Consider the following 25310-nt stretch of genomic DNA (forward strand, 5'->3'; position numbering starts at 1 on the left):
TATTGTCAGCCTTGGGGAGCGTATGATACTATATACAAGTTGAATTGATATGGATCGCTAGCTCAGCTGGCAGAGCAACGGACTCTTAATCCGTGGGTCCAGGGTTCGATCCCCTGGCGATCCATCAAAGACGATTAACCAGTTTTCACGATGCGATAAAACGCCGTGGTTACTGGTTTTTTTGTGTATTTAGCTATCATTGAGTTTCACTGGAATTCATCAAAATACAGCCAAAAAGGTAGCCAAAAGATTGAGCAGATTCCTTTTAAAATATGCATTCCTGACACTATCGAATTTTGACTAGCAAGGCAATTACAAACACCATCTAGATCCAACCTAACTAAACAAATTGCCTGTGTGGGGCATGAGCTGTGTATCTTGTTGGTACGCAGTTTTTTAGTTTCAAAAGCTTCAATATAGCTGTTTTAACCCTTAAATAGGGCCGAGGGGAAGCCAAATACATAAAAACGGGGATGATTTTACTCATCTCCGCCTGTTTGTTTGTCATTCTTGGCAAACCTGATATAATATTGTCATTGGAAAGGCAAAGAGAACCCTTCTAAAAACTCTCTTTGCCCGCTGGGATAAGTGTTATTGGGTAGCTAGTCACTTAATTGTGACTAGCTTTTTTTATTGTCTCGTATGCTTTAGCAAACAATAATGCCGCCTTAGCCAAGACATAAACGGACACAGCGAACTATATCACATTCCCGCAAACTCCTTAAACTGAGTGTCATCCGTCCTCACCCCTTTACTAGGATTGGTGAGAGTGTGAACGGGTAACACTGTACCAGCTAGACCGCCAGCAAGTAATGAGCTGATTGACGACCGTAATCACAGCATACATAAACGAGTACCAAATTAAAACAACTTTTGCAGCCACCTAGCTAGTACAGATCAGGCGGCTTTTATTCGTCCAATACAAACGATTCAGCAAACTGTCACAGTGCCCGTTTCTTTTTACGGTAGTATGTGTGTTCACTATAAATACCTGAGTATCAAACACGTCACCAAGGTTCATATAGCGAGCAGTCAGAATCTCCTTTAGCTCAGGTTCGCATAGTTCTATGGATTGTTTAATTTGTGCTAACTCTTGCTTAGCGTCCAGTTGCTTAACAATCTGATCTTCATTATGGTTCCTAGTGTTCTTAGCGTGTGGCATCCCATCAAAGGTCATTGAGCGCAAATCTGACAGGGTACAACGTGCTCGCCTCATCAGACTGGGGATATTTTGTAATTCATGCTTAGCAACTGGAATCAGTTCAACATCATTTACCGTCTTAAGTGTCACTGATTAGTACCCTCGGAATGCTTCGGTGAAGTGCAATAATACGGTTCGTTTATGGTTATAAAACGAGGTTTCAGAATAGCCTGAACTCACGACCACCTCTACACCGCTTGTTTCTCTAGGATCCATGTAACTAACAACCATTTAAAATTTCCTGATCCCGAAGCCTACACAGCTCAATTGCAAACTTTATTTGCCCCAGTTCCGTTTGAGCGTCTAGTTGTTTAATCGTCCGATCCTCTACACGATTCCTAACACTACGGCCTCCATGTGGTACCTGATCAAAAGTAACAGAATAATATCACCATAATGTTGTTGGCTTTGTCAGATTAAAAGAACCCGTTTCAATTTGACATGGTATGTGCATGTAAGTACCTTTTTCTGATATTCCTTTGACAAGATTAGGATGCGCTAATTTCTTATCCCACTCAGATGCCTCAGATAATCTGATGAAGTTACACCAAAATCCGCCACAGTGACACAAGTGCAAACCGAGCCAAAAATCCCGTAACCTTTGCCGAAATCACCCTAAATGGGTGGTGTCATCGCAGTGGCTACGGGATTCAATTAACTCTCATTTGTTGAACTAAAGACTGATCAATCGATGTTTATCAGTCTTTAAATGTCCTACTTCTTCTTAATAATAAAGCTAACAAGTCCAATTAGTGCTGCACCTAAAACGCCTAGAATAGAAGTGCCTAAACTGTTATAACCCGTTTGAGGTAATGCGTTGTTATTTGATGATTGTGAATTTGCTGTGACACTTGAATCTGTCGCTTTACTTGAATCTACAGCTTTACTTGAGTCTGTGGATTTGCTCTGATCTCCAGTCTTGCCTGGGTTTACAGATTTACTTGGTTTCACATTTTCGCTTGGGTCTACATTCTTACTTGGATTGACGGTTTTGCTTGGATCCACAGTTTTACTTGGTTTCGTATCATTATTTTTTGTGTAAACATAGGTGACTGTTTGTTCCTGATCGGTGAAAGCACCCGACTTCTTCCCTTGAACTTCTTTAAATGTATACCCATCAATATCTTTTTGTTCTGTCGTATAGTCATCACCAACATTCCCGGTTTTTACAACATCATCGGAAATTTTGGCATCTTTATCGTCAACGTATTTAGCAGTAACTGTACCTAAGCTATTGGCAACCCGACTGTCAATAACGCCACCATTCGCTTTGTCGTAACCAATTTTGAAGTAAGCATTACCAGGATAAGTCGTTTTAAAAGACACAGTAATGGTGTAATTCATATCTGCTGTAGGGGTAATCGTCTTTTTATAGTGCTTATCAACATGACTCTTATCCGCAACTATTTTATCCCCATTAAAATCAATGTATCCATTTCCATCATTATGCCCGGTCGGGTCACTTGGATCGCTATAGAATTGAGCGTAAATTAGATCTAAATCATATTTATGCCCTTGTTTCATCGCGATTGTTTTCTGCGCCGTAAATGTTGTGTCGCCCATATTGCCCACTTGGACCAAAGCGGCTCTTTGCCCCGAAGTTGTATCCGTACCCTGGATAAAGATTTGATTAACGTCAGGTTGGACATTTGACGTATACGCCAGAATTTTCCAGCCAGTACTAATATCGATTGTTGATTTAGCTGGTTGTGCCGCCATAGTGCTTCTGAGCACGGCTAATATTTTGTGCGTTAACTGACGCGGGTATCGATAAACCAATCCCAGCCAGAACAATAGCACTGGTCATAATGATTTTAGAAATTCGATTAATGCGATTTGCATTCATAATATTCTCTCCCAAATTTTGAATTTACAGACAAGGTCTACAACTACAATTAATTCCCCACAGATTGACAAATTTCGTCGCCTTTTTGCTATCGTCACGAATTGCACTGAACTTGATGCTTTTGTCTCTCTATAGGACCTTTTTAATAGTGGTATACCGCTGCTCTTGGTATCACAAACAGAACCAATCAAGTACACGTTAAAACCCAATCAGCTTTTTCGTTTCTCACAATAAGCAGGTCTCCCTTCTATTTGTGCGCCTAGCACATGGTTATTAATTTCAACAATCGTTCTGCGACAATTAAACAACTTTTATGTGAAGCATTGCCCTCAAATTAAAGTGCCTCACAACATAATCTTGAGGGCGCTGGTTGGTAGGGGGTCGCTTAGCCGACAAGGAGATTATCGAAAAAAGATGATTTTAAAACGCAATAATGATTTATGACGATAGTATTTTTCAGACATAATGCTAAAAAGATATGGTTAGCCTCTCATATTTTTAAGCCGGCTTATTTTAAGGGGGGCAATGAGCCAGTTACACGTGGTAAAAATAACAAAGATATAGTTCAGACCCTATTTCTTTTTTATTTATGGAATAACTCGCTGAACTAATCCTCTGGTTAATAACTCAACGATGGCTTTGATCAACAGCCAGCGATCAATTCGACCCAGTCGAAACAGTTTAATAACTAATGGTAAGAAAATATTTTGAGGAGGCTAATTTTGATGATAAAAAAGTCGATTATTGAACAAATTGAAGCGGCGGCATCAAAAGCAGATGAAGTACGTCAACGAAGGAGTCAATTTCGCCAACAACGTCACTTGGCTTATTACCAAGGCTTGATATTGGTTTTAATTCAAGCCAAACCAGGCATCTCACCCAGTGAGCTCGCCCAACTGTTACACACGCCAAGGCCACGTGTGTCTGGTCAAACTGCCAAACTAATTTTATTAGGTTATGTCGAGGATGTTCAGAACCATGTCGATCGTCGTGTGCATCAACTTTTGGTAACGCCAGCAGGCGCCAAACTTGCAGATTCAATTGCACCAGCACTGGGACTCGAATAAGGAACAGCAGTAACCATCGCGATCCATTTTTCGTTTTAAAAAATAAACACCGTGAGTTCAGAATGGCAATCTGCTTTTCTTAACTCACGGTGTTTATTTGACATGAACAAACCAATCAAACCTGATATGATTTTTCATCGGAAGAAACGGTACCGGCTAAAAATCCGGCGATCGCTTTGCTGAACTCAGTAGATGTGGTCTGGACTATCCTCACCTAGCTGAATGTGTTCACCCAGTATCAGTATTTACATTTTAAAAAGTTTAGTTAAATACTTATCGATAAATATATCATTAACAATTTCTGGAACTTCGTCTAAGTCAGTCACGTTCCCCTTAAATTCAATCAGTTCGGCAGACAAATTTTCTCGGTCAACATCCTGTTTATCTGTCACCACTAGGTCACAAGCAGCCCAATCTGACCAATCCTGCAGTAATTGAACTTGCGCACCTAATTGTGTGAACAAATGAATCAAATCCAACACATAGCTTAAGACCAACGTTGCCGAATATTTTTTAACGAATATTCCAATCGTAATTTCTACATTTAGATTGGCCAACTTATATAAGAACAAATCTGTGTATAAACTAACGATAATTTTCGTTGAGGGTCGCGATAGACTCGATTTTGGCAAGACTGATGCCGTTAGCGCTTGCTCAATTGCCTGAAACGTTTCTTCTAATAATTTACGTGGATACCGCTGATAGATATCAGTAACGTAAGCCTCAATTCCACCAGGAACATAGTAATAAAAGGTAATGATCTGTAAAACCGCTTTAGACACTTCAGCCGGTCCTGACTTCCGATAAAATAACGTTCGCATCGTTTGATCGACATTTTGCGTAATTTTTCTAATATGCCTTTCGCAAAATGCTTGCCATTGATCCAAAACGGGATTATCAACACTAACTAGTCGTGAAATGATGAAAACGGTCAAAATTTCAGTCGCCTCAACTGGCTGATCCACTGAGTGCAAATTTCCAGCAATTTGTAGCTGACTCATCAATTGATTCATTGGCGATAACCACGGAATCGGTCGATGTTTTTCATAATGATCTCGATCAAATCGCTTTAAAACTTTAAGAAAAAGGCCGAGCCGACCCGTTTTAATCTTGGTCGCCGGTTCATTTACCAAAGCTAAACACGCTGCTGCCCATTGCCGTTCATCATTCGTAACCACGATTTCCGTTACGTTATCACCGGTCGTTAATAACAAGTCATACAACTCGTAAAACAGAAAAACTTGCTGACTTAAAGGCCCAATTAATTTTTTTTGATGAATGACTAAGCCCAAACTAGATAAAGTCTTGTTTAATTGTTGAACCTGACGATAATACTCCGTCTTACTCAAAAATAATCGTGTATAAACATTGGCTTTTGTTTGTTCACAATGAAACATCGCATTTAAAACGATAAATTTTGTCGAGCGTCGCATGAGAAACGCCAACGACTTATTAAGGTTAACAATGTCGGCTTTGTTCTTTAAAAAAACATGATGTACGCTTTGCTCTAGTGACCAACCTTGACCGCCAAATGTATGGTTGATCTGCATAATTAACCGATTAATGGTTTGACTGCTGCATTGCATTGTTTCGCTGAGGGCTCGTTTATCAGTGATGCCTTTTAAAACAATTGCTTTTAACAGGGTCATCATTTTTTGGTCCTGTTTACTTAATAACTCTGTAAACTGCATCCGGCACCTCCAACAAGTTTGTTTTTAGTCGTAACGACTTTATTTTTCGTTGAGTTTCACTTATATCCTCATTTATGAAGCTTAGCCAATGTGCGGTGGCCTTTCGTTAAAGTTACAACCATCGCCTTATGCCCCGCCGCCTTCTTCCGTAGAGGTATCTGCCATTTAGTTAGCGGAGCCATACTAAAATCACGTTGCCGATACAATATTCGTCCATGAGTACTGGTTCGAATTGTCAGGGTTACGTGGCTGATAATTCGCGCTTTGGCATTAACAACGATCAATTGCCGTACACCATGTTCAACCGGTGTCATCATCCGCAAACTAAGCCGCCGATTCTTCCATAAGATGTGACTGTAAGATAGCTCAATGCTTTTAAGATAAGTAACGCGGTTTCGCACTAATCCATTTGAATGAACTGTGCCAGAAACAGCCAGTGCTCCTAAATAAGTCCCATGTTGATATTTTGGCGCTTTCAAATGAAACGTCACGATTTGATTTCCATGGGCCTTAACTTTAATTTGCTTACTAGTCGGACCGATGATAAATCGACGAAAGCTGTTTTGCTTGTCTAATTTACCTGTAGATCGGTTATGGTACGTAATCGTCCCCTTCGCGCTAGTTGATGATCCGAGCAAACGCGTATTAACAACTAACTGATGTTTCCCGTTATTATGAATGAGCGCAGCAATCTGATACTTATGCCCACCTTTCACGAAGAGTGAATAATAATCCGTAACGCCTCGCTTTTGTGGTAAGCCATATTGAAGTGGCATCACACTAAACGAGTCTTTTCCAGCCGCAGAAACAACATAATTTCCCACAAATAGCATTGCCATTATTAACGTCAAGCAAGTCACCAATATCCTAACGCGCATTTCACTCACCTTTAAGCAACTAATCACCGGAGCGAACCGTCCAATCAAGCGTCGTCTGATATTGTCCCATCGTCTTTGGCATTTGATTCAAAATCAATTGAAGTGCGTTCCCCTGATGGTCATTCCAAACGAGGTTAGGCAGTACCCCACGGCTTTTTTCCACAATTAATGGATCTGCAGTCAAGGGCGTTAATTTGCCAGTAACTGCCGGCGCTAACAAGCGGGCGTTCAATGTTTCTTGCGCGCCGTTATTGATAATTGGCGTTACTTGAGATAACTCTAACTGGGCGGGCGTTTTTTTGAGCCGATTATCAACCACTTTTACGACTGGATTAGGCACCTCATGAAGGCTGTAGCGACCGGCGGAGAAAACATTGCCAAAATTAAATGCTTTGGCGGGTTCGATTTGAATACCAGAGAATGACCACCCGACATAGGCACTACTCTTATGAACCGGCGAAACGTAATGTTGAGCAAACAAAATGTAATCATTGCGAATTGAAGCCGCCAACTTAATGGCTGGATCTCCATCCGGGTCCGTTGTTAAATGTTTCAAGAGCTCTGGATCACTGACATCTAGTTTGCCTGAAAAGCTAATTTTGATCACCCGGTTCATCAAAGCGCTGGGTATCCGAGCCACTAACTGATACTGCCCATCAGCGACTGTGATATCAAACTGTCCTGTAAGATCGGTACCTGTTGTAACATCTTTAATTGTGATGCCACTTTCTTTAACATTAGCCAAGGGGGGCAAATCACCCGTTAACTTAAATGCGTTAAGCGCAGCAGAACTGGGTTGATTAGGTAACGTTTGAATGGCATCCCAGCTGATTTTAAATTGCTGATCTTTGTTTTTATTATCCACACCAGTTATTTCAGGGTCTGGCAAATCAACAGGAGAGACCGCTGCTGGAAACAGGCTCGTATAGGCGACATCAAGTGAGATATAACTACTTGGCTTCTGAATAATCATGTAGTAAATCCCGTCTTTGTCGGTTGTAAATTGTTCTGAAAATCGTGATGTTGCTTGCGTACTATCACCAGTACCGCGATTAGCAGTAATATACAGAGCTCCCGTCTCGTTGTAGGCCTTGGCATCATAAAATAAAATCTTACTGTCTGCTGGACCCCGGCCACCATCATACTGATTCATATTCATCACGCTAAATTTATTCCAAGAAAGCGCGCCATACGTCCAAGTTCCCGAAACCTGAACTGGAGTATTCGTCCCTGCCTTTACGAATTGAACCGTATTCACATACGTTGCACCACTCTTAAGTCCACCACCAAATGTACTTTGAAAGAGAAATTTATCCGGCACATGCCAATCAGCGGTGAACGTATACATCGTTGCATTGCGAATCGTGTTATCGCTTCGAGAAGCCAAAATCGTGTAAATCATATCTAGCTCTTGACCCTTGTAATAGCCAATGTGCGTCACTCGCATCGCGTAAGGACCCGGATACGCCGGCGAAATCCCATTTGGTAGCTGCATGCCCGTTTTTTCATCATAATAACGGGTGTCCTTAGTCAATAACGGCGTAAATGCATTTTTACCAGGAACTGCCACGTTATTTGATTGAATACTTGGGACCTGACTGACCCCATTCACGAAGACTGGTTGAAAATCAGACCAAGCGTGCTCCCCCACATTTTTTAACTGGGCTTGTGCACCAACATCACGTTTGACCCGCGACTTGGCTTCGTTTTGCGAGTGTCGCGGCTGGGTTTCCAGATTAGAACTAAGCACCGCTAATGGATCCTTAACGAGGCTAGCATTTGAATCACCGCTAATTAAATCATCCGACGTGCCTGTACCACTAGTTTGGCTCATGGAAGTTTCAGTGACCTGCTCTTTCGCAAAAATCGTTGTCGTGATTGACAGTCCGACTAGGCCAGCCGTTAACAAACTCAAGATAACAATTGCTGTCTTATCAAACATTGACTTTGTGAATTTCATATTGATTTCACCTGACTTCATCATTACAAATTGCGTTCGTGAACTATCTCTAACGATTGCCTAATTGTTCACGCTGCCGACGCCGATAAACCAGCACAATAATTAATAGCAACAACAGGAGTAATAATCCCAAAAGAATGTACTTTACTAATGGGTGGGCCCGATTGTAATAACCTAATGAATCACGCCACGTAATGTGAAAATCCCGTTCTAAGTGCCAGCGACCATTGACCGCTTTAGCATCGATTCGTAAACGATAAATGCCGGGTAAAATACTTTTATTCTGCCAATAATTGGTGAATGAAAAGTTGGAATTAGGTGCCATTTCATAATTCTTGACGTGTGTCTGGCCAACCTTTTTACCATCCCTTTTCCGATTGATAGTTGAATCGATTTTCATGCCACTAATAATAGCTGGTCGCGGATTGTGTAAAATACTTTTGACGACGATTTTTTGACGTAATTTAGCCGGCTTCTTAATTGAACCCAATTGTAATTTTGGTCGAGCAGTTTGCTGTTGCTCTTTTAAAACCACCGGCATGGCATAAGCGAAACGATTACTGATTGTGACGCCCTTATGCCGATTGTGGACCTTTCTGGACAGCACTTGAACGTAAAAGCCCCCAAGGATGACGCCTTTGAAGTGATGCTTAGGCACTTTGACCGTGAAGGTTAAGTATTGGACTTTTCCAGGAGCCAGTTTGCGTCGCTGACTTTTCTCGACGACTAACTGACTAAACGGTTGCTTCAATGTTTTATCTACTGGGATTCGCTGGCGATCTAGAGAAATATTACCTGCATCGTTGGTATACGCTGTTCGCGGGATAACTTTAATTGTTTGCTCACGATTAGCTAGATTGATTACTTTTAGCGTTAATTTCTGCCTTTGACGCGGCACTACATGCACATCAAAAATATTATTCTTCACCAGTTGATTCTGGGGATAAACAGGGGCCAGCGCCAGATTAATCCCCGGATCAGTCTGGGTATCCGCTCGCGCAACAATCACCTGACATAACATCACTAAGATAAGGATCATTAGGCCATATGATTTGCGTAAATTAATTGCTTGATAATGCCCCCCAATTTCCATAGCTCGTCTCCCTATTAAGTCATTAAATTTAACAAAAGGGGAATTGCTGTTAACAACAATCCCCCTAAGACAGGTAATTACCTTAATTACTTTCCGCAGTGACGGCTGCGTTTAACGTCCAAGTAATTGGTGCACTATATTGACCGGTTGGAATGTTTCCAGGCATATCTAAGCTGGCCGTTTGTGGTTTATCGTAGTAAACCAACGTGGAGTTACTTCCCCGACCTTCGTTTGCTTGGATAACCGTTTGGGCCGTGTTATTAGAAATCAGTGATGGCGTTAGCAATGATGGCATCCCATTACCAGTGTTCCGCCCATTCTTTTGTTTCAAATTAATCTGCCAATCATTGCCCCCCGCAAACTTAGGATCTTGTGACGTAAATTTATCAACGGCAGCGGTTAATTTCCACGTATGTCCTTCGCCTTTAGCTCCAGGCGTCCGTGAGTCAGTAACCTTAAGCAACCCAGCGTTATTTCCGTCGTCATCAATAATTCCTTGGTTACTAATCAATGGCAAACCCTTAACTGGACTAGCTGTTTGAACTGTTCCACCGAAGTTCATATCTGGCACTGCCTCAAGGACCAGATACCCCGTCAGAACATTGACTACCGCATCAGATTTCCCCGTGGCTGTCCCCGTATCTCCATTCGGTTCCGTGTTGGCCTGTGCTGGCAAGTAACTGTCAGCCCGAGCTACATTAGTTCCTGTAACCCCCATCATTCCAAAACTAGAAAGTAACAACACTGTCGCAGCTAACTTTTTCGAAATCATAAACACCCTCCTTTCAATGAAGTTAGGCTAGCATAGTTTCACAAACCTCACCATGTGCAACAGGTTCCTCATTTTGAGGCAAAAAACACCACTTTATGGAAAATAATCAACAAACTGTCGATCACAAATCAACTTGAATCGTGCCCCAAAACAAACAAATTGCACCGTAATTTATGATGAACAATTGACAATAAAGTAGCGATCATACGCGAATTGGTCTAGATGTTTTGCGCTAGGTGGCCTTGCTTAACCACGGATAATTTTGATAATCTGATCATCTTGGTCTAGTGCCTGAAAAATTTCGACAGCCCTCAAATCGTTGACCAAGCGACCGCAGTCAATCCTAAAAATAAGCCACCAATCCAGAAAGCAGCTAGTGAACCACCGCCAATCCATAACATTAATGACGCACTGATAGCGCCAAGAACAAAAAAGATCGTTAGCAATAAATAGCGGCCTAAATTTTGTGAGTTTGATTTGCCGAATAGGAATAAAACAACTTCAGAAGCTAATCCTTTAATATTTCCTGATACATACAAATTGACATAGCTCTGGCCCTCCATTGTATTGAACAATGTCCACTGCATCGATACAACAAAAGCAATCACGGGTAGCACTAGGTGTGGGTGCAAAATCACCATTGGCAGCCCCACAATTCCAAAGGTAATTGCTTCAATAACGAGCACACCTAGATAAAAGCGATCGTCTTTCAATCGTTGCTCAACAAAGAGCCGGCATAAATTAGTAAAGACAACTCCGGCAAAAAAAGCGACTACTGCCACAAATTTATAAACTGCCTGCGCAACATCACGGTTATACAAATCATAAATACCAATAATCAAGTTGCCACTTTGCGCAACGGGGAAAGCATTATATTTAATAAATGTAAAGGCGTCCATCGCGCCACCAATAAACGTCAAGAAAAGTCCAAATCCTCTTTTTGTGTGGAATGCTGTTTGCATCTACATCCCCCCTTATTTCATTGCTAATCCCCCTTTCTGGCGGGAATTATTCATCATAATCTTCATCCAAGGCCTTCATCGAACACGGTAGCTCGTACTTGTCTGATCCGAGGCTCTAAAACCATTTTCTAGTTGTACTTCGATCGGTAAGCGGCCCGTTTTAGTATTACCAGCATGACCAACATAAGTATGGGGTTGCCCGTAAGCGGTATCCTCTTTTCTTTCACTGGCGATCGTCTGCACCGTCTCATCAGTCGCATAACGATAGTGTCCGTTAGTTAAGAACGGTCGGTCTGCTGGTGGTTGTCGTAGACCTGCCGCAGCTTGTAACTCTTGAGCTACATGATCCTGACTATCCGGATAAACTTCGACCATACTTCGGCCACTCGTATCAAAGGTTCGCCACTGGAAAGTCAGCCGTTTGATCTGATAGTGTTGGAACGTTGCATGCTGCTTCATTAAATTAACCAATTCGCCTTCTGTTAGGTTCGTTCGTAATTGCCCCTTTAAATCATGCATAACTTGATTACCATGAGCTACGAGTTGTCCCTGATTTAATTGTTTAATCAATGCACATAAAACGGCTTGCTGTCGAAAACCGCGATATTGATCATTATCCACATGCCGTTCTCTAGCGTAAGCTAATGCGCGTGCACCGCTCATTGGCTGCATCCCGGCCTTAAATTTAACCGGTCGTCCCCAATAGTTTTGTCCGATGAAAGGGCGATCAACTTTCACCTTAAGTGGACCAACGTCATCAATCGCTTTAATAAAACCATCCCAGTTGACCGTGGTGTAATAATCGATCGGTAATTTCAAAAAATGCTCCACCGTCGCTACCGCAGCAGCATCGCCGCCATAGGTATAGGCTGCCTCAATGCGTTGATATCCGTGATATTGTTGTGAATAAATCTTCGTGAAAGTATCCCGTAATAGGCTACATAGCGTGATCGTTTTCGTATGCCGATTCACCACTGCCACCATCATGCCATCGGTACGCGTCGTTGAAAGCCGACGTTTCCCACTATTGTCTAAACCGAGCAATAAAAATGTGGTCACCGACTGTTTCGCTAAAGGCTGGTGCCGTTCAATCACATTCTTTTCATGAAAAGAATGTAGCATCCGGAAAAATTGGATTCCTTCAACCGTAAAAGCAATGAGAATTACACAGCAAAGCGTTATGACAAGCGCAATTAATCGCTTACGTCGTTGATTGTGCATTTGAAGGCGATTCATCGTTTCAATTCCCCCGTTCTTATTCGGACTGCATATCGTGTTTAAATTGATTCGTGATTTCAATCGTTTTCTGCATAATTTGTTGCATCGTCCGCTCGCTTCTAGGTTGATTGAGATAATAAACTCGCACAACCTCACCCGGCGTGCCGCCTAAAACATAGACAACGTCCGATAATCGCACCGCTTCTTCGATATTGTGGGTCACCATGATAATGGATTTAGTTTGAAGTAAATCTTGCTCCCACAATCGAATAAAATCTTGGCTGAGCTGCTGACCGATTAATACATCTAATGCGGAAAACGGCTCATCAAGTAAAAGTAAGTCTGGATGCACAGCTAATGCCCGTGCAAACCCTACGCGTTGCTTCATGCCGCCTGATAGTTCATGTGGGTAGACATCGTCTAAACCAACTAAACCAATCAACTCGATTAATTGTGTTACGCGATCATTGATCGTTTGCTCACTTAACCCTGGTTGACCTTCAAGACCGAAAGCAATGTTTTTACGAACGGTTAACCAAGGAAAAAGCGCAAAGTTTTGAAACACCATACTCATTTGGCGACTAGGTTCAGTTACGAGTTTATGCTCAAAAGTCACAAAACCGGCAGTTGGCTTCATCAAACCAGCAATCATCCGCAATAGCGTTGACTTACCGACACCTGAATGACCTAAAATACTAACAAATTGATGTCCCGACACCTGTAGACAGATATTATTTAAGACCGTTTTTTCTATTGCCTGTTCTCGTTGAACAAACGTTTTCGACACGCGTTCAACCGTTAATAAAACTTCATTTTTCATTTCAATTACCCTCCCGACTCAATAGTGGAATCGTCGTTCAGCAAACCGATACAGTGGCTGCCAGACAAAGATGACGCAAAGGCCAACCATGCCACAAATAATCAAGACACCAGTTGCCTCGGCTGGCTTATTATCAACATTTTTAGCTACATAAGCTCCTAGACCAGAAAGGGCATATGTTTTAGTGCCCCATGTAATTAACTCAGCGGCAATATCCGCATTCCAAGCAGCTCCAGCAGCGTTAATAATCGCTGTAATGAGGTAAGGAAAGATGGATGGAATGAGAAACTGGGTCCACCATCGCCAACCGGTTAAGTGAAAAACATGGGTGACCTCATGAATGTCATTTGGAATCGCAAGATAGCCAGCAATGACATTAAAGAAGAAATACCACTGCGTCCCAGTCATGATCAGTGGCAACACCCACCATTGATGACTAGAACCAGTTACCGCAATAATGACAACCACGATCGGGACGTAGACATCAGAGGGAATTGAACCAACCACTTGTCCGATTGGTTGAATACGGCTCAACCGGGTAGGTGTACTGGCTACCCAAATCGCCAGTGGAATAAAAATCACCGCAGACATCATCACAGCTAACACGACGCGTCCTGTTGTCAGCAGTGTCCAATCAAGCAAGATTTGCCATTTAGGCCAGTCTAAATAGCCAGCCAAAAAAACAGCCAACCAAGTTATTAACCCGGCTAAAATGCCATACCATAAGATCGTCCACAGAGTCGCTAACCTTTTCAAACGTTGAATTATTCTTGTGATCTGCTGCATAATCCACGTTTGCGGTAGCGTGAACAGCCACCAAATTCTGATTGATCGGCCTACACGTTGGCAGTCGTTGGGTAACTTGGCCCCCTTCAATAAATCATAAATAGCTGATTGCGGGGAAAATGATTCCGCACTACTAGTGCCGTATTTGTAGTTGGCTGTCGCTTTAATCAAGGGCTGAAAAATGAGCACATTTACGACCAAAACACAAACGACCATCGCTGCAACTGCACTTAGAACCGCGCCAAAATTAGATCGATCTAAAGCAATCTGTAAATAGGAACCAATTCCCGGTAAAATAAGTGTTTCTGTTCGTGGGACCGCTACTGAGGCTTGCTCACAGGCAACAAGGGCAAACCAAGCAGCCGATTGAGAAATGACGACATTCCATAAAATTCCCGGTGTCGCATAAGGTAACTCCAATCGCCAAAAACGTTGCCACCGATTACAACCAAATTGATCAGTTACCTCCAGAAGCTCGTGTGGAGTCACCCGCAACGATTGGTAAAGCGATAGCATGATGTTCCATGCCTGAGCAGTAAAAACACCAAAGATCGCAACGGCTTCTACACCGAGGACATTATTGGGAAACAACCCCATGAACCACGCGGTAGTGAACGTTAAAAAACCTAACAGTGGAACGGATTCCAATAAATTGACTAATGGCAAAATGACCTGCCGCGCCGGTCTGCATCGCGCCGCCAGAACACCAAAGATAATCGAGAATAGTAGTGACCACAGTAGGCCAATAAACAAGCGCGTTGTCGTTCTCAACGAGGCTTCTGCTAAATTGGCTAAAGTAAAATAGCTGGCCTGCCGCGTTGTATCTAAATAATGTTGTGTAGGTAATTGACCTAGTGGGACATCCATTCGGGCTACAGACCATCCCACCATGACTAACAGCCCCATACTAATCCCAAGCAAAATAAATGTACCCGCAGCGGAGTGCCTTTTTTTGGTTTCTTGTAACCTCATCATGATAATTCCCTTCTTTCGCTAAGCTCCGCTTGGGTGAGACAAAAACTCACGGAAAAACAGGCCAGGTGTTGTTCAAGTACTAGTAGAGACTCAGCCGTTCATGGACTGTGACACTGGCCAAGTCTCAGCTAGACACAAGCAACCGCCCGTCTAGCCAAACAAAAACGACCCATCAGCAACAACTAGCTGATGAGTCGTAAAACAAAAATGGACCGCGATATTTAAACCAGCGCATTCATTGAGTTTTAGCACTTTAAGACGTAAGACATGTCTAGTTATCTTGAAAAAGCCTTAATTCGGCAATTTCTGCTTTACTCATTACTGTCTCTCGACATTTCTGGGCGATAACCTATGTTCTTAAAGTAACCTCACCTAATTGCAACCTAATAATTATTGATTCCGGAATCAACAGCCCCATCCTAATGCCGTAAAAATTGACCGTCAACGGCAAACGCCAAAATCGTGCCCAAATTTACCAATTATTTACTTTTTCTTTATAATTACTATAATTAAATAATTATGAAAATTTAGCTGCTCACCATTTAGTATTGCCCGATTTAAGCCGATAATGCCGAGATATATTGAGGGCAATGCCAATGCCACCAGCTAACGCAAGTGTTGAAGAACCGCCGTAACTAATGAATGGCAAAGTAACACCGGTTATTGGCAGGGCACCGATAACCCCGCCGGCATTAAATAGCGTCTGGACTGTGATCCAAGTACCCAAACCAAAACAAAAGCATCGTTCAAACAGCGTTGATGATCGATTTCCCAATCGAATCAAATGGCCAACCAGCATCCCCAAAATAATTAATATGATCAAGACGGCAACTGCACCCAATTCCTCGCTAATCACAGCGAGAATAAAATCTGTATTCGGCTCAGGCAAATAGCCTTGCTTTTGAATACCTGCACCTAATCCGCAGCCAAACAAGCCACCATTACTAACTGCCAAGTAGGAATTAACTAACTGATTGCCGATCGTGCGTCGCGTACCAAATGGATCAACAAAGGCAGCAAACCGTTGTAATTGGTAGTGATGTAACCAAAAAGTACTGTGTACGTTCACATGATCTAAAACCACGATCATGACGATATACATCGCGAATAATCCACTGATAATCAGGCTTGGTGCACGTCGCCATTGTCCACTCGCCAGAACCATAATTAAAATACAACTCATGTTAATGGCAAAACCGCCCGTTTCCGGTTGAGCCAACACAAGCAAGCCTTGAATAAAAAGTAGTATCAAGGCTGGTTTTACATGGTGCCAATAATGTTGTTGATTTAAAGCAAGATGGCTACTCAAATAATTTGCAAAAAAAATAATAATAAAGAGCTTTAAAAACTCTTCAGGTTGTATATTGATGGGGCCAATCGTCAGCCAACTTTTAGCCCCGTTGACGGTGCCACCCACAAGTAGTACTAAAACAAGCATCCCCGTCACCACCGCAGCAAAACTTAACAGTACGCGCCAAGATCGAAGTACTTGTAATTTAATTGCGTAACCACTACTTGCCACACCAAACCCCAACAAAACATAAAAGATTTGTTTATGTAAAGCCGCCGTTGCTAAGTTTACGCCACCAATATTGACGCTGGACGAATAAACCATCACTACCCCAAGTAGGCTCAATACCACATAAGGGATCGCAATCCATAAATCAAGCTGTGCCTTTTTACCCATTTTTCAGCCTCCTCAACCGTTTAACGAAACTTCCCAGGTGTGGCGAAAATAGAGCGAACATCTGGGTATTGGGTAGATAAAACAAGGCCAATCCCGATGAAATTCCCAATCAATGCTGATCCCCCTTGACTGATAAAAGGGAGCGGGATCCCGGTTAAAGGCAACAAACCAATGGTCATGCCGATATTTTCAAAGGTATGAAATAACAGCATTGATACCACGCCAGTAGCAACATAGACATAAAAGAGTCGCTTACTAACTAGCGCGGAGCGAATAATCAGATAAAACAAATACATAAAAATCATTAACAAACTGAGTCCGCCAATAAACCCTGTTACTTCACCGACAACCGAAAAAATCATGTCAGATTCTCTAACCGGCACATAGACGAGATGTCGAACACCGCTACCCCATACACCACCAGAACCGATCGCTTTAATACTTTGCCATAACTGATAGCTCTGATTAGCCTGATCACCACTGGGGTTTAGCCAAGCATTAATTCGGGCAAATTGATATGGCTGAAAACCCACATAACTTAACAGTTGTTGCCCACGATTAGACGTGGCCGCCCATAGCAACAATGCCCCGATAGTGCCGCCAATTAGCCCCAGTCGCCATAAAAATTTAGGTCGACATTGAGATATGATGAGAAAACCAACGAACATCGCCATAAAGACCATCGTAGTGCCAAAGTCGTTAATCAGCTTTAGCATTGCAATAATCGGTAATGTATATAAAACCATGACACCTAGGAGGTGCCAGTCATCTGCTGAACTAAGATGAGGCCCGTTATGATGATCCTTAACTAATAGGCGTGCCATCATCAAAATGAAGACTGGTTTCATGACTTCTGCTGGTTGAAAGGTCACCGGACCAAAGGCAAACCAACTTTTAGCGCCAGTTTGCACAAAATAGGCGCGGCTATAAAAAAATAAAACTAATACTAATAAGGCCAAGCCACAAAAATAACCAAGCGGCGCCCACCGAGTTAATTGTGTCTCACTCAACCGCATGACAATTGCGGCAACGCTGGCTCCTAAGACGTACCACACTCCTTGCATAAGCAATGTTTTGCTGACACTAATTGGCCTAAGATCGTGCAGACAAGCAACATAAAGTGTCGCCATGCTGACCACAAAAAGTAGTAACAAACACAAGACAATTCCCCAGCCATAATTACCTACCTGTTCATTACTGACCGAGTGGATCGTATACTTCGGCTTCATCTCATCACCCCTTATAAAGATTTAGCTAATAATTAAAATAACGTAATCATTATGTATAATAAAACAAGCAAATTCATCATTTGTGGCAATTTATTTAGCGTTTATTAAACCGTATAACCAGATCGTAACTTCTGTTCCAGATTTGTTTTTTCATTCATTACTTGAGACTAATCAAATAACACCTTGAATCAGAAAAAAACTGACTGCTTCCCGAAGTGGGAAACAGCCAGTCTATGCAAATTTCACTGATAAAAACTCATATTATATTGATCCGTAACCTAGTCTTGCACTGCATCAGGCCCAGTCACTCGATCGTGATTAAACGTTAATAAGAGACCTAAACCAAAGATGATGATAAAGCCAACTAACATCAAAATACTGGATGAAATATTAACTGCCAAACCATTGATGCTGTATGCTAGGCCCCTCAATAAGTATGTCCCCGGTAAACCTTTAGCCAAGAGCTGATACATCGTCGACAACATTGCGTTAGGCAGTAAACCACCAGAAATAATCAGTTGCAGGAATAACAGTAACCCAGTTAGTAACAATCCCCAAACATGTAACCAGCGGAATAATAACTCATTGATCGCAGTAAAGGCCAAGCCACTGAGGATCAGTAGCACAATAGTCACTATCGTATTAGCTAAAGTAGCTCCCATCAATTTTAAAATCAAGACCGTGCCTACCGCTTGTAAACTAATTAAGCCAGTCATTTTCAACCAGCGCAGGCCTAAAGCTTGATCAAACATTGCTGGTCGCTGCCGACCATAAACGACGATCATCAAGGCTCCGACAAAGGAAATAAACAACGCTAACATTGGTGCGAACACAGAGACTAACGGTCCATTCAAGGAATCGTGCTGCATTTGATTATTGATTGGCGTCACCATTTGTTTGACATTACCAGAACCACTATTAATCGTTTGTAGTTGGCGACTACCATCTGCCAATTTAAGATTTAATTGCCCTAAGCCACCATTGAGTTGACCCAAACCATTACCCAGCTGACCAGCGCCATCATTCAATTGATTCGTGCCTTGCCCTAGCTGACCAGCGCCTGAGGCTAACTTAGCTGCCCCATCATTTAGCTTGCCACTATTGGCCGTTAACTGCTGACCACCAGCAGCTGCTTGCTGAGCACCCGCGGCTAGTTGATGCACACCAGCAGTCAAAGTTGGCACCTGGCCGTTCAATTGGGCCAAACCACCACTAACCGCTTGCGCACCATTCGTTAGTTTGCCGTTCTGACTAGCTAATTGATTAGACCCATCCGCCACCTGCTTGAGTCCATCACGTAGTTGACTCATCGCTTGGACAGCACCCATGGTATCTAATGAATTGCCCTGACGTGTCAACGCGGTTTCAACCGTCACTAATCCATTTTGCAAGGTTGTAATCGCGGTCTGCGCACCATTTAACACTGCTGGAGCACCTTGTTGCTCATCAGCAAGTTGGTTAATTCCTTGTTTAAGTCGTGCAATTTGTGGCGCGAGACCACTGAGACCCTCCAATTGATTTTGAACGTCTTTCATTGGTTCCGAAATGCCTGACAGCGAGTTACCCGCTGCACCTAAGCTCGCTTTCATTTGGAGGGCCGCGTTACCACCTTCACTTAAACTTTGACCACTATTAGCCACAGAGGTTCCCACAGCCGTTAACTTACTAGATAGACTCAACAACTGTCCCATCAGCTGCGGATCTTGCTTCATTGCAGCAAGTAAGGCTGGATTCTTCATGAGGGCTGGTACCATCGCTTTAATATCCGTTAAATTACGACCAGCTACCGTCAATTGACTGGCAACAGAGGCCGAATTTCCGGTCGAAAACACCTTATCGTTAAGCACACCTAAATTGGTACCAGCAGTTTGTAATTGCGTACCAGCACCAGTTGCCGCGTCACGGACACTGAGTAAGTCTTGTTTCAACGCGCCTTCATCAAGGTTAACCGTCGACCCATTGACACCTTGGTTAAGCTCAGCAATTCCCTGCTTGACTTGAATAATACCATCGTTTAGCCGGTTAAGATTCGGTTGTCCAGCGGCCAATTCTTGGTTGATTTCACCGGCAGCACCCGCCAATGCGTCGCGAAGTTTAGTCGATCCTGCTAGCAACTGACCGTTCCCATTATTGATCGCACTTACGCCATTTGTGTACGCGTTAATACCATTGGCCAGTTGTCCGCTACCTGCTGCTAATTGATTCACGCCAACACCTAAGGGCCCTGTCGCTTGATTAAGCGTACCTAAACCAGCCGCTAATTGGTTATTACCAATTGCTAGTTGACCCACACCACTCGTATAAGCACTAACACCGCTAGCTAGTTGTTCACTCCCTGCTTTAAACGTCACCATGTTATCCGCCAGTAAACGTAACCCTTGACTAAGCTGTTGCCCACCAGCGTCTAACTGATCGGCGCCATCACTGAGCTGTTGTGTGCCATGGTGAGCTTGCTTAATGCCCGATCCCATTTGTTTAACGACCCCTAGTAAGGCTTGATCATAAGAAACTTGCACATTTTGAATCACATTGCCACGAATGGTATCGGCAACCTGCTTAGTAATCATGTGTGAAGCGAAGTTATTGTGATCTGACAACGCCACTTGAATTTCACTTTGGCGCGGATGACGGTTTAAAACCGACGTCACATTTTCGGAAAAATTTTTAGGTAACGTCAATTTCATTAAATAGTTGCCTTGACGCAATTCCTGATTCGCCTTGGCTTCAGTAACAAAATGCCAACGAACCGTATGATTTTTTGCCAATTGTTTTTGGACGGCACTCCCAATCGCAACCTTTTGCCCTTTGAAGTCAGCCGTTTTGTCGTGATCGACTAAGGCCACATCGATATGTTGTAACTGATGAACTTGTTCATACTTTACTAAGCTAAGTGATATAGCTAGCAAGCCTAATGGCAGGCCGATTGTTAGCAAACCTAATTTAACCCACTGTGACATTGATTTCGTTTTTGACATCTCAAACGCCCCTTGTTAATGTATGGTGTATACGGTATATGACATATACTATTTGAATGAGTATCACTATCTACTTTTCCAATAGCTATGTCAAGTACCGTTTGCTGATGTTAGAATGGCAATATCATGAATGACAATAAATCAAAAAACAACGAGGCTTGTTAACACCATGGACAAACAGGCAATGTTAGAGCAATATATCTCGCTCTACATGACGACTTTTAAATATATTGGTGATCTGGTTTCCGAACCAATGAAAGAATATGGCATCTCTTTTGAACAATTTTTAATGATGCGTGATCTTGCCAATGGTCAACAATTGGCCGTTTCAGAATTGGCCAAAAAACGCGGGGTAACCAAGGGCGCCATTTCCAGACAACTCAAAATTTTAATGAATCAGAATTATGTTCTTCAAGCTAGAAGTGACGTAGATCGTCGTATTTTCTATTTACATCTCACTTCAACCGGTGAGGCACTCACTGTGAAAATTAACGCCGTTATTTTACAACGTTTCTCCAACTGGTTAGACATTATCGGTGAACACGATGCCAATGAATTACGCCGGATTATGGACCGGGTCGGCCATGACATCATTGAGCAAGAGCAAGACGATTCAACACCAAAAAGTTAGCTAATTAAAAAGACGTCTTTTCCGGAATTTTTTGGGGAAATGACGTCTTTTTAATCATGCTTCGGGATCAAATTGCGCGCTATTTTTTAAAGTAAGCGTTCGTAAAATCTAGTGTTTGTCCGAATGAATGGGTCTGAATGCCCTTCACCTGTGGATTTATCAGATAACTATTGGCAGAATGATACAGCGGGAGCACAACGGCATCATTGAGCAAAATTTGTTGCGCCTGCTTAAGGTCTTGATAACGTTTGGGTGCATTTGCCGCATCCTTGCCTTCAGCATCTTTGATTAGCCGATCATATGTTGGATTGCTATAGCCACCATGATCATGCGCGTAGCCAGTGGTAAATTGTTCCAACACGACCGCTGGATCAGCCTCTGCTTCCCAACCACCGGTCGTCAGTTGGAAGTTATAAGACATCAACGAAGCAAACAAATTCTTGGCTGGAATGTTTTGCGTCTCGATTTTGACGCCAGGGAGATTTTTCGCCAATGTTGATTGCAAATACTCAGTCACCCGTTTGCCAGTATCAGTATCTGCACTCTGCAGCTTTAACGTAAATGTCTTTTGGTGTAACTGATCTTGCGCTAATTTCAAATAGTGACGAGCCTTGGTCCGATCGTAATAGGTTTCCTTGCCTAACTCATCGTTAATATCTTTCCCTGTTTTTGGATTAACCGCATTTCCGCGAGCTAGGTAGCCCGTATTGGGCGTTGAACCATCCTGTAAAATGTCCTGAGTAAACTGTTGACGATTAACCGCGTAGAAGAGTGCCTTTCGAAAATTACGATTAGCCAATTCAGGATGTTGCTCATTAGTTAAATCAATTTCGATATTCGACACCCCATATGTCGAAATCTTTTTATAACCAGGTTTGTTTTGATACTGTTTAACAAAATCACCGGATAATGGGATCACATCGGCTGCTTTACTGTTGTATAAATCGGTGGCGCTTGAGGTGCTCTTAACCACAGACTCATTAATCCGCGCCAAATGGACCTTTTTTGCACCATAGTAATCTGGATTTTTTACATAATGCCATTTTAGACTCGTACTCGTCCAGTCTTTCAATTCAAACGGACCATTAGCAAGCACATATTTGGCCGAACTGCCGTATTTCTTACCCGCCTTTTCAACGAAGGCCTTATTCTGCGGAAAGAAGTTTGTTTCCGTCAGACTATTGAGGAAGTATGGATTCGCGGTTGCCAATTTAACCGTTAACTCATACTTGCCGTGCGCCGCCACCCCTAACTCACGAACTGGTTTCTTTCCCAGCGAGATGTCTTTGGCATTCGCAATATCAAAAAATTTAGAGGCACTCTGCGAAGCCGTCTTCGGATTAACCACCCGCTGCCATGCATAGACAAAATCGGCCGCAGTTACTGGCGTTCCGTTACTCCATTTAGCATTATGACGCAGGTGAATCGTGTAGGTGAGCCCGTCATGACTGATTGTAGGTAGCTTAGTCGCAATCGCTGGAATGACCTTATTCTTGTTACCGAGTTGATAAAGTCCTTGTTGGAAATTATAAATTTGATCATCACTAACCACATCGTAACTCTTAGCCGAGTCGATGGTCGGGACTTCAGCCGCCACGACTACTTTCAATGTTTGATGTTTAGTCGCTTGCGCCGCTGCCTGTTTATTTCCACAAGCCGCTGCCACCGTTAGTAAAACGACCGAAGCCGAAATCAAAGCCAATAATTTTGTTCGTTTCATCTTAAAAATTCCCCCGTTTGCGATTAACTCATGTGTCAATTACCTAGTCCGACACATGTAGGTCACCCCGCCGGCCGTTGCTCGCAAATCATGTGCTTGTTGCATGAACCTAACCTCCTCTAATTAACCGTCATCACCAAACCAACAACTAGGACAAAACAGACGCGAATGGTGCCAAGATCGACACAAAAATCGAGCAGAGCAAAAAAGCACTTCTCCAATCAGAGAAGTGCTTTCACACGGTACCATTCTACAATTCGCCCCTATTTTCACAGAAACGCTCGCTAACCATCAACAATTAAGTAATGGTGTGCATTGATAATGGTTGCCGCCCCATGTAGTTACTCATGCAACTACAAACGATCATAAAGCCATTGGTACTAGCGCGCTTCTGGCATCACTTTCACCAAGTGTGATGCTCGCTGCACGGAAGACTTGCACGTTCCCGCCCTAATCATTTCGCCTGTTGATAAACTTGTTGACATTATTTCTACGCTAATTGTTTTATCATGTCAAGCTCATTTTAAATTAATAATCACTTTTCACTGATCACACTTAATCGTTGCTTACCATTGGTGAAAAGCCTCCATCTGACTCAAACGATAGAAAAACATTTGATCCTGCCCTTTAGGACGCCAAAGATTACTGAGCAGGACAAGGCCATTTTGACCATCATTTGAGATGACAAACATATCGGAAAATCCGTAACCAATCCCATTAGCAATGACATAACCTGTTGGCCGATTGTAAACACCGCCACCATAACTACTAGTACTTCCAGGTGTTCTTAATTGGTTAACATCCGCTGTCGATACAATTCGCCCTGTGCAAATAGCCGCTTCTGCGCGAAATAAATCTAACGGAGACATGTACAAATTTCCAGAACCTAATTCACGCGTCTGTTTTCCTGCCGTGAAGTCGGTGGTCTTTGTCCGTCGATACTCGATGGCATTGGTCTTAGGATTGCCTGCATACCCTATTGCTAGTCGTGGTGACTTAGTGAGACTTTGCTGGTAACTAAATGAAGTTTGCTTTAAAGCTAGTGGTTTAACAAATTCATGTTCATACCACCATTGATAATCATGCCCCGTTTGTTTTTGAATAATCCCACACAATAAATTGTAATTAATTGACTGGTAGTCCCACTTGCCAGATTTGGACGCATTAAATGCCAAGTGTCGCGACAAATAATTAGCTTCCTGCGCAGCGGGCAAGGCTTGCTTAGTCGTGGCAGTCGGTCCCTCTAGTCCAGTTGTCATATCCAGCATTTGCCGAATCGTAATATTTTTAGCATTAGGTACTTTTGGATACCAGCGGCTTAATCGATCTGTCAGCTTTAATTGACCGTTAGCGATCACCCTCATTACAAGCGCGGCCGTCATCGACTTTTGCGTTGAATTAATCAAATATTGCATTGCCGTGGTATTTTTAATTTTTGCGGCCACATTGGCGTAACCAGCAGCTTGATAGTAAACCACCTGCCCATTACGAACCATTAAAGCCGTACCCACCCAATTGTTTTGCTGCAATAATTGTTTAAATTTAGCTACTCGTTGTGGCACCGTTAATTGTGGATTTGACGGTTGTGGAACCGTTGCTTGCGCTTGCTGTGTTTGGGTTGGCCGATCGGCATGCACAGTAGATACCCCAACCTCGCCGCTCAACAACCCGACACCTATCAGCCCAATAGTTAGACTCTTTTTGATCGACATATGTAATCCTCGTTGTTTCACGTGAAACCACGTTGCTGGTTACACTTATTTTTAACCTAATGATCCATGTTATAAACTTAAACATCA

Annotated in this window: 18 protein-coding genes, 1 tRNA gene and 1 riboswitch; of the genes, 3 read left to right on the forward strand and 16 right to left on the reverse strand. The window is 42.7% G+C overall.

Annotation, left to right across the window (positions count from 1 at the left end; translation table 11 throughout):
• Nucleotides 1–51 precede the first annotated feature (51 nt).
• Nucleotides 52–124 (forward strand) — tRNA-Lys (locus tag AC27FN_RS05425).
• Nucleotides 125–1915: 1791 nt separating this feature from the next.
• Here the strand turns inward: AC27FN_RS05425 and AC27FN_RS05430 are convergent.
• Together AC27FN_RS05430 and AC27FN_RS05435 are read right to left on the reverse strand one after the other, a co-directional pair.
• Complete coding sequence (locus AC27FN_RS05430) at nucleotides 1916–2920, reverse strand: MucBP domain-containing protein (RefSeq protein ID WP_487166993.1); 1005 nt, start codon at nucleotides 2918–2920, stop codon at nucleotides 1916–1918.
• Nucleotides 2901–3047 carry a hypothetical protein gene (locus tag AC27FN_RS05435; protein WP_487166994.1) on the reverse strand — a complete coding sequence of 49 codons (147 nt, stop codon included), beginning with the start codon at nucleotides 3045–3047 and terminating at the stop codon, nucleotides 2901–2903. Before AC27FN_RS05435 ends, AC27FN_RS05430 begins: the two co-directional genes overlap by 20 nt.
• A gap of 725 nt (nucleotides 3048–3772) precedes the next feature.
• On the opposite strand from AC27FN_RS05435, the gene AC27FN_RS05440 reads away from it, so the two are divergent.
• On the forward strand, nucleotides 3773–4114 hold the full coding sequence (locus AC27FN_RS05440) for a MarR family winged helix-turn-helix transcriptional regulator (RefSeq protein ID WP_487166995.1): 342 nt from the start codon (nucleotides 3773–3775) through the stop codon (nucleotides 4112–4114).
• A 245-nt stretch (nucleotides 4115–4359) separates the two neighbouring features.
• Here the strand turns inward: AC27FN_RS05440 and AC27FN_RS05445 are convergent, their stop codons facing one another.
• The 12 genes from AC27FN_RS05445 to AC27FN_RS05500 form a co-directional block, all read right to left on the reverse strand.
• Entirely contained in the window at nucleotides 4360–5805 is a 1446-nt protein-coding gene (locus AC27FN_RS05445; protein WP_487166996.1) for a helix-turn-helix domain-containing protein, read from the reverse strand.
• Between the two features lie 68 nt (nucleotides 5806–5873).
• A complete protein-coding gene (locus AC27FN_RS05450) occupies nucleotides 5874–6644 on the reverse strand; it encodes a WxL protein peptidoglycan domain-containing protein (protein ID WP_487166997.1) in 771 nt (256 codons plus the stop codon).
• A gap of 58 nt (nucleotides 6645–6702) precedes the next feature.
• On the reverse strand, nucleotides 6703–8643 hold the full coding sequence (locus tag AC27FN_RS05455; RefSeq protein WP_487166998.1) for a hypothetical protein: 1941 nt from the start codon (nucleotides 8641–8643) through the stop codon (nucleotides 6703–6705).
• A 49-nt stretch (nucleotides 8644–8692) separates the two neighbouring features.
• Nucleotides 8693–9736 carry a WxLIP family cell surface protein gene (locus AC27FN_RS05460; protein WP_487166999.1) on the reverse strand — a complete coding sequence of 348 codons (1044 nt, stop codon included), beginning with the start codon at nucleotides 9734–9736 and terminating at the stop codon, nucleotides 8693–8695.
• An 82-nt stretch (nucleotides 9737–9818) separates the two neighbouring features.
• The gene (locus AC27FN_RS05465) at nucleotides 9819–10508 is read right to left on the reverse strand and encodes a WxL domain-containing protein (RefSeq protein ID WP_487167000.1); all 690 of its coding nucleotides are present in this window, start codon (nucleotides 10506–10508) and stop codon (nucleotides 9819–9821) included.
• 311 nt (nucleotides 10509–10819) lie between these two features.
• A complete protein-coding gene (locus tag AC27FN_RS05470) occupies nucleotides 10820–11470 on the reverse strand; it encodes a YoaK family protein (protein ID WP_487167001.1) in 651 nt (216 codons plus the stop codon).
• Between the two features lie 75 nt (nucleotides 11471–11545).
• Nucleotides 11546–12706, reverse strand: a complete 1161-nt coding sequence (locus AC27FN_RS05475; RefSeq protein ID WP_487167002.1) for an LCP family protein — start codon at nucleotides 12704–12706, stop codon at nucleotides 11546–11548.
• Nucleotides 12707–12725: 19 nt separating this feature from the next.
• Complete coding sequence (locus AC27FN_RS05480) at nucleotides 12726–13508, reverse strand: ABC transporter ATP-binding protein (RefSeq protein WP_487167003.1); 783 nt, start codon at nucleotides 13506–13508, stop codon at nucleotides 12726–12728.
• An 18-nt stretch (nucleotides 13509–13526) separates the two neighbouring features.
• Nucleotides 13527–15269: an ABC transporter permease subunit gene (locus AC27FN_RS05485; protein WP_487167004.1), complete on the reverse strand. Its 1743-nt coding sequence runs from the start codon at nucleotides 15267–15269 to the stop codon at nucleotides 13527–13529.
• 224 nt (nucleotides 15270–15493) lie between these two features.
• Nucleotides 15494–15656, reverse strand: a riboswitch (M-box (ykoK) riboswitch).
• 148 nt (nucleotides 15657–15804) lie between these two features.
• Nucleotides 15805–16956, reverse strand: a complete 1152-nt coding sequence (locus tag AC27FN_RS05490) for an FtsW/RodA/SpoVE family cell cycle protein (protein ID WP_487167005.1) — start codon at nucleotides 16954–16956, stop codon at nucleotides 15805–15807.
• A gap of 20 nt (nucleotides 16957–16976) precedes the next feature.
• The gene (locus AC27FN_RS05495; protein ID WP_487167006.1) at nucleotides 16977–18185 is read right to left on the reverse strand and encodes an FtsW/RodA/SpoVE family cell cycle protein; all 1209 of its coding nucleotides are present in this window, start codon (nucleotides 18183–18185) and stop codon (nucleotides 16977–16979) included.
• Between the two features lie 278 nt (nucleotides 18186–18463).
• Nucleotides 18464–21160, reverse strand: coding sequence for a YhgE/Pip family protein (locus AC27FN_RS05500; RefSeq protein WP_487167007.1), 2697 nt, complete (start codon nucleotides 21158–21160; stop codon nucleotides 18464–18466).
• Between the two features lie 169 nt (nucleotides 21161–21329).
• Between AC27FN_RS05500 and AC27FN_RS05505 the strand changes: the two genes are divergently transcribed.
• The gene (locus tag AC27FN_RS05505) at nucleotides 21330–21791 is read left to right on the forward strand and encodes a MarR family winged helix-turn-helix transcriptional regulator (RefSeq protein ID WP_487167008.1); all 462 of its coding nucleotides are present in this window, start codon (nucleotides 21330–21332) and stop codon (nucleotides 21789–21791) included.
• A gap of 79 nt (nucleotides 21792–21870) precedes the next feature.
• Here AC27FN_RS05505 and AC27FN_RS05510 read toward each other — a convergent pair whose 3' ends face one another.
• Nucleotides 21871–23511 carry a peptide ABC transporter substrate-binding protein gene (locus AC27FN_RS05510; protein ID WP_487167009.1) on the reverse strand — a complete coding sequence of 547 codons (1641 nt, stop codon included), beginning with the start codon at nucleotides 23509–23511 and terminating at the stop codon, nucleotides 21871–21873.
• Between the two features lie 566 nt (nucleotides 23512–24077).
• A complete protein-coding gene (locus tag AC27FN_RS05515; protein ID WP_487167010.1) occupies nucleotides 24078–25223 on the reverse strand; it encodes a serine hydrolase domain-containing protein in 1146 nt (381 codons plus the stop codon).
• Nucleotides 25224–25310: the final 87 nt, after the last annotated feature.

The sequence above is a fragment of the Furfurilactobacillus sp. W61-4 genome (assembly GCF_057545565.1).

Excerpts from the sequence above, each read along its gene's own strand:
- AC27FN_RS05430 (WP_487166993.1), bottom strand. The coding sequence starts at position 2,920 with ATGGCGGCACAACCAGCTAAATCAACAATCGATATTAGTACTGGCTGG.
- AC27FN_RS05435 (WP_487166994.1), bottom strand. The coding sequence starts at position 3,047 with ATGAATGCAAATCGCATTAATCGAATTTCTAAAATCATTATGACCAGT.
- AC27FN_RS05440 (WP_487166995.1), top strand. The coding sequence starts at position 3,773 with ATGATAAAAAAGTCGATTATTGAACAAATTGAAGCGGCGGCATCAAAA.
- AC27FN_RS05445 (WP_487166996.1), bottom strand. The coding sequence starts at position 5,805 with ATGCAGTTTACAGAGTTATTAAGTAAACAGGACCAAAAAATGATGACC.
- AC27FN_RS05450 (WP_487166997.1), bottom strand. The coding sequence starts at position 6,644 with ATGGCAATGCTATTTGTGGGAAATTATGTTGTTTCTGCGGCTGGAAAA.
- AC27FN_RS05455 (WP_487166998.1), bottom strand. The coding sequence starts at position 8,643 with ATGAAATTCACAAAGTCAATGTTTGATAAGACAGCAATTGTTATCTTG.
- AC27FN_RS05460 (WP_487166999.1), bottom strand. The coding sequence starts at position 9,736 with ATGGAAATTGGGGGGCATTATCAAGCAATTAATTTACGCAAATCATAT.
- AC27FN_RS05465 (WP_487167000.1), bottom strand. The coding sequence starts at position 10,508 with ATGATTTCGAAAAAGTTAGCTGCGACAGTGTTGTTACTTTCTAGTTTT.
- AC27FN_RS05470 (WP_487167001.1), bottom strand. The coding sequence starts at position 11,470 with ATGCAAACAGCATTCCACACAAAAAGAGGATTTGGACTTTTCTTGACG.
- AC27FN_RS05475 (WP_487167002.1), bottom strand. The coding sequence starts at position 12,706 with ATGAATCGCCTTCAAATGCACAATCAACGACGTAAGCGATTAATTGCG.
- AC27FN_RS05480 (WP_487167003.1), bottom strand. The coding sequence starts at position 13,508 with ATGAAAAATGAAGTTTTATTAACGGTTGAACGCGTGTCGAAAACGTTT.
- AC27FN_RS05485 (WP_487167004.1), bottom strand. The coding sequence starts at position 15,269 with ATGATGAGGTTACAAGAAACCAAAAAAAGGCACTCCGCTGCGGGTACA.
- AC27FN_RS05490 (WP_487167005.1), bottom strand. The coding sequence starts at position 16,956 with ATGGGTAAAAAGGCACAGCTTGATTTATGGATTGCGATCCCTTATGTG.
- AC27FN_RS05495 (WP_487167006.1), bottom strand. The coding sequence starts at position 18,185 with ATGAAGCCGAAGTATACGATCCACTCGGTCAGTAATGAACAGGTAGGT.
- AC27FN_RS05500 (WP_487167007.1), bottom strand. The coding sequence starts at position 21,160 with ATGTCAAAAACGAAATCAATGTCACAGTGGGTTAAATTAGGTTTGCTA.
- AC27FN_RS05505 (WP_487167008.1), top strand. The coding sequence starts at position 21,330 with ATGGACAAACAGGCAATGTTAGAGCAATATATCTCGCTCTACATGACG.
- AC27FN_RS05510 (WP_487167009.1), bottom strand. The coding sequence starts at position 23,511 with ATGAAACGAACAAAATTATTGGCTTTGATTTCGGCTTCGGTCGTTTTA.
- AC27FN_RS05515 (WP_487167010.1), bottom strand. The coding sequence starts at position 25,223 with ATGTCGATCAAAAAGAGTCTAACTATTGGGCTGATAGGTGTCGGGTTG.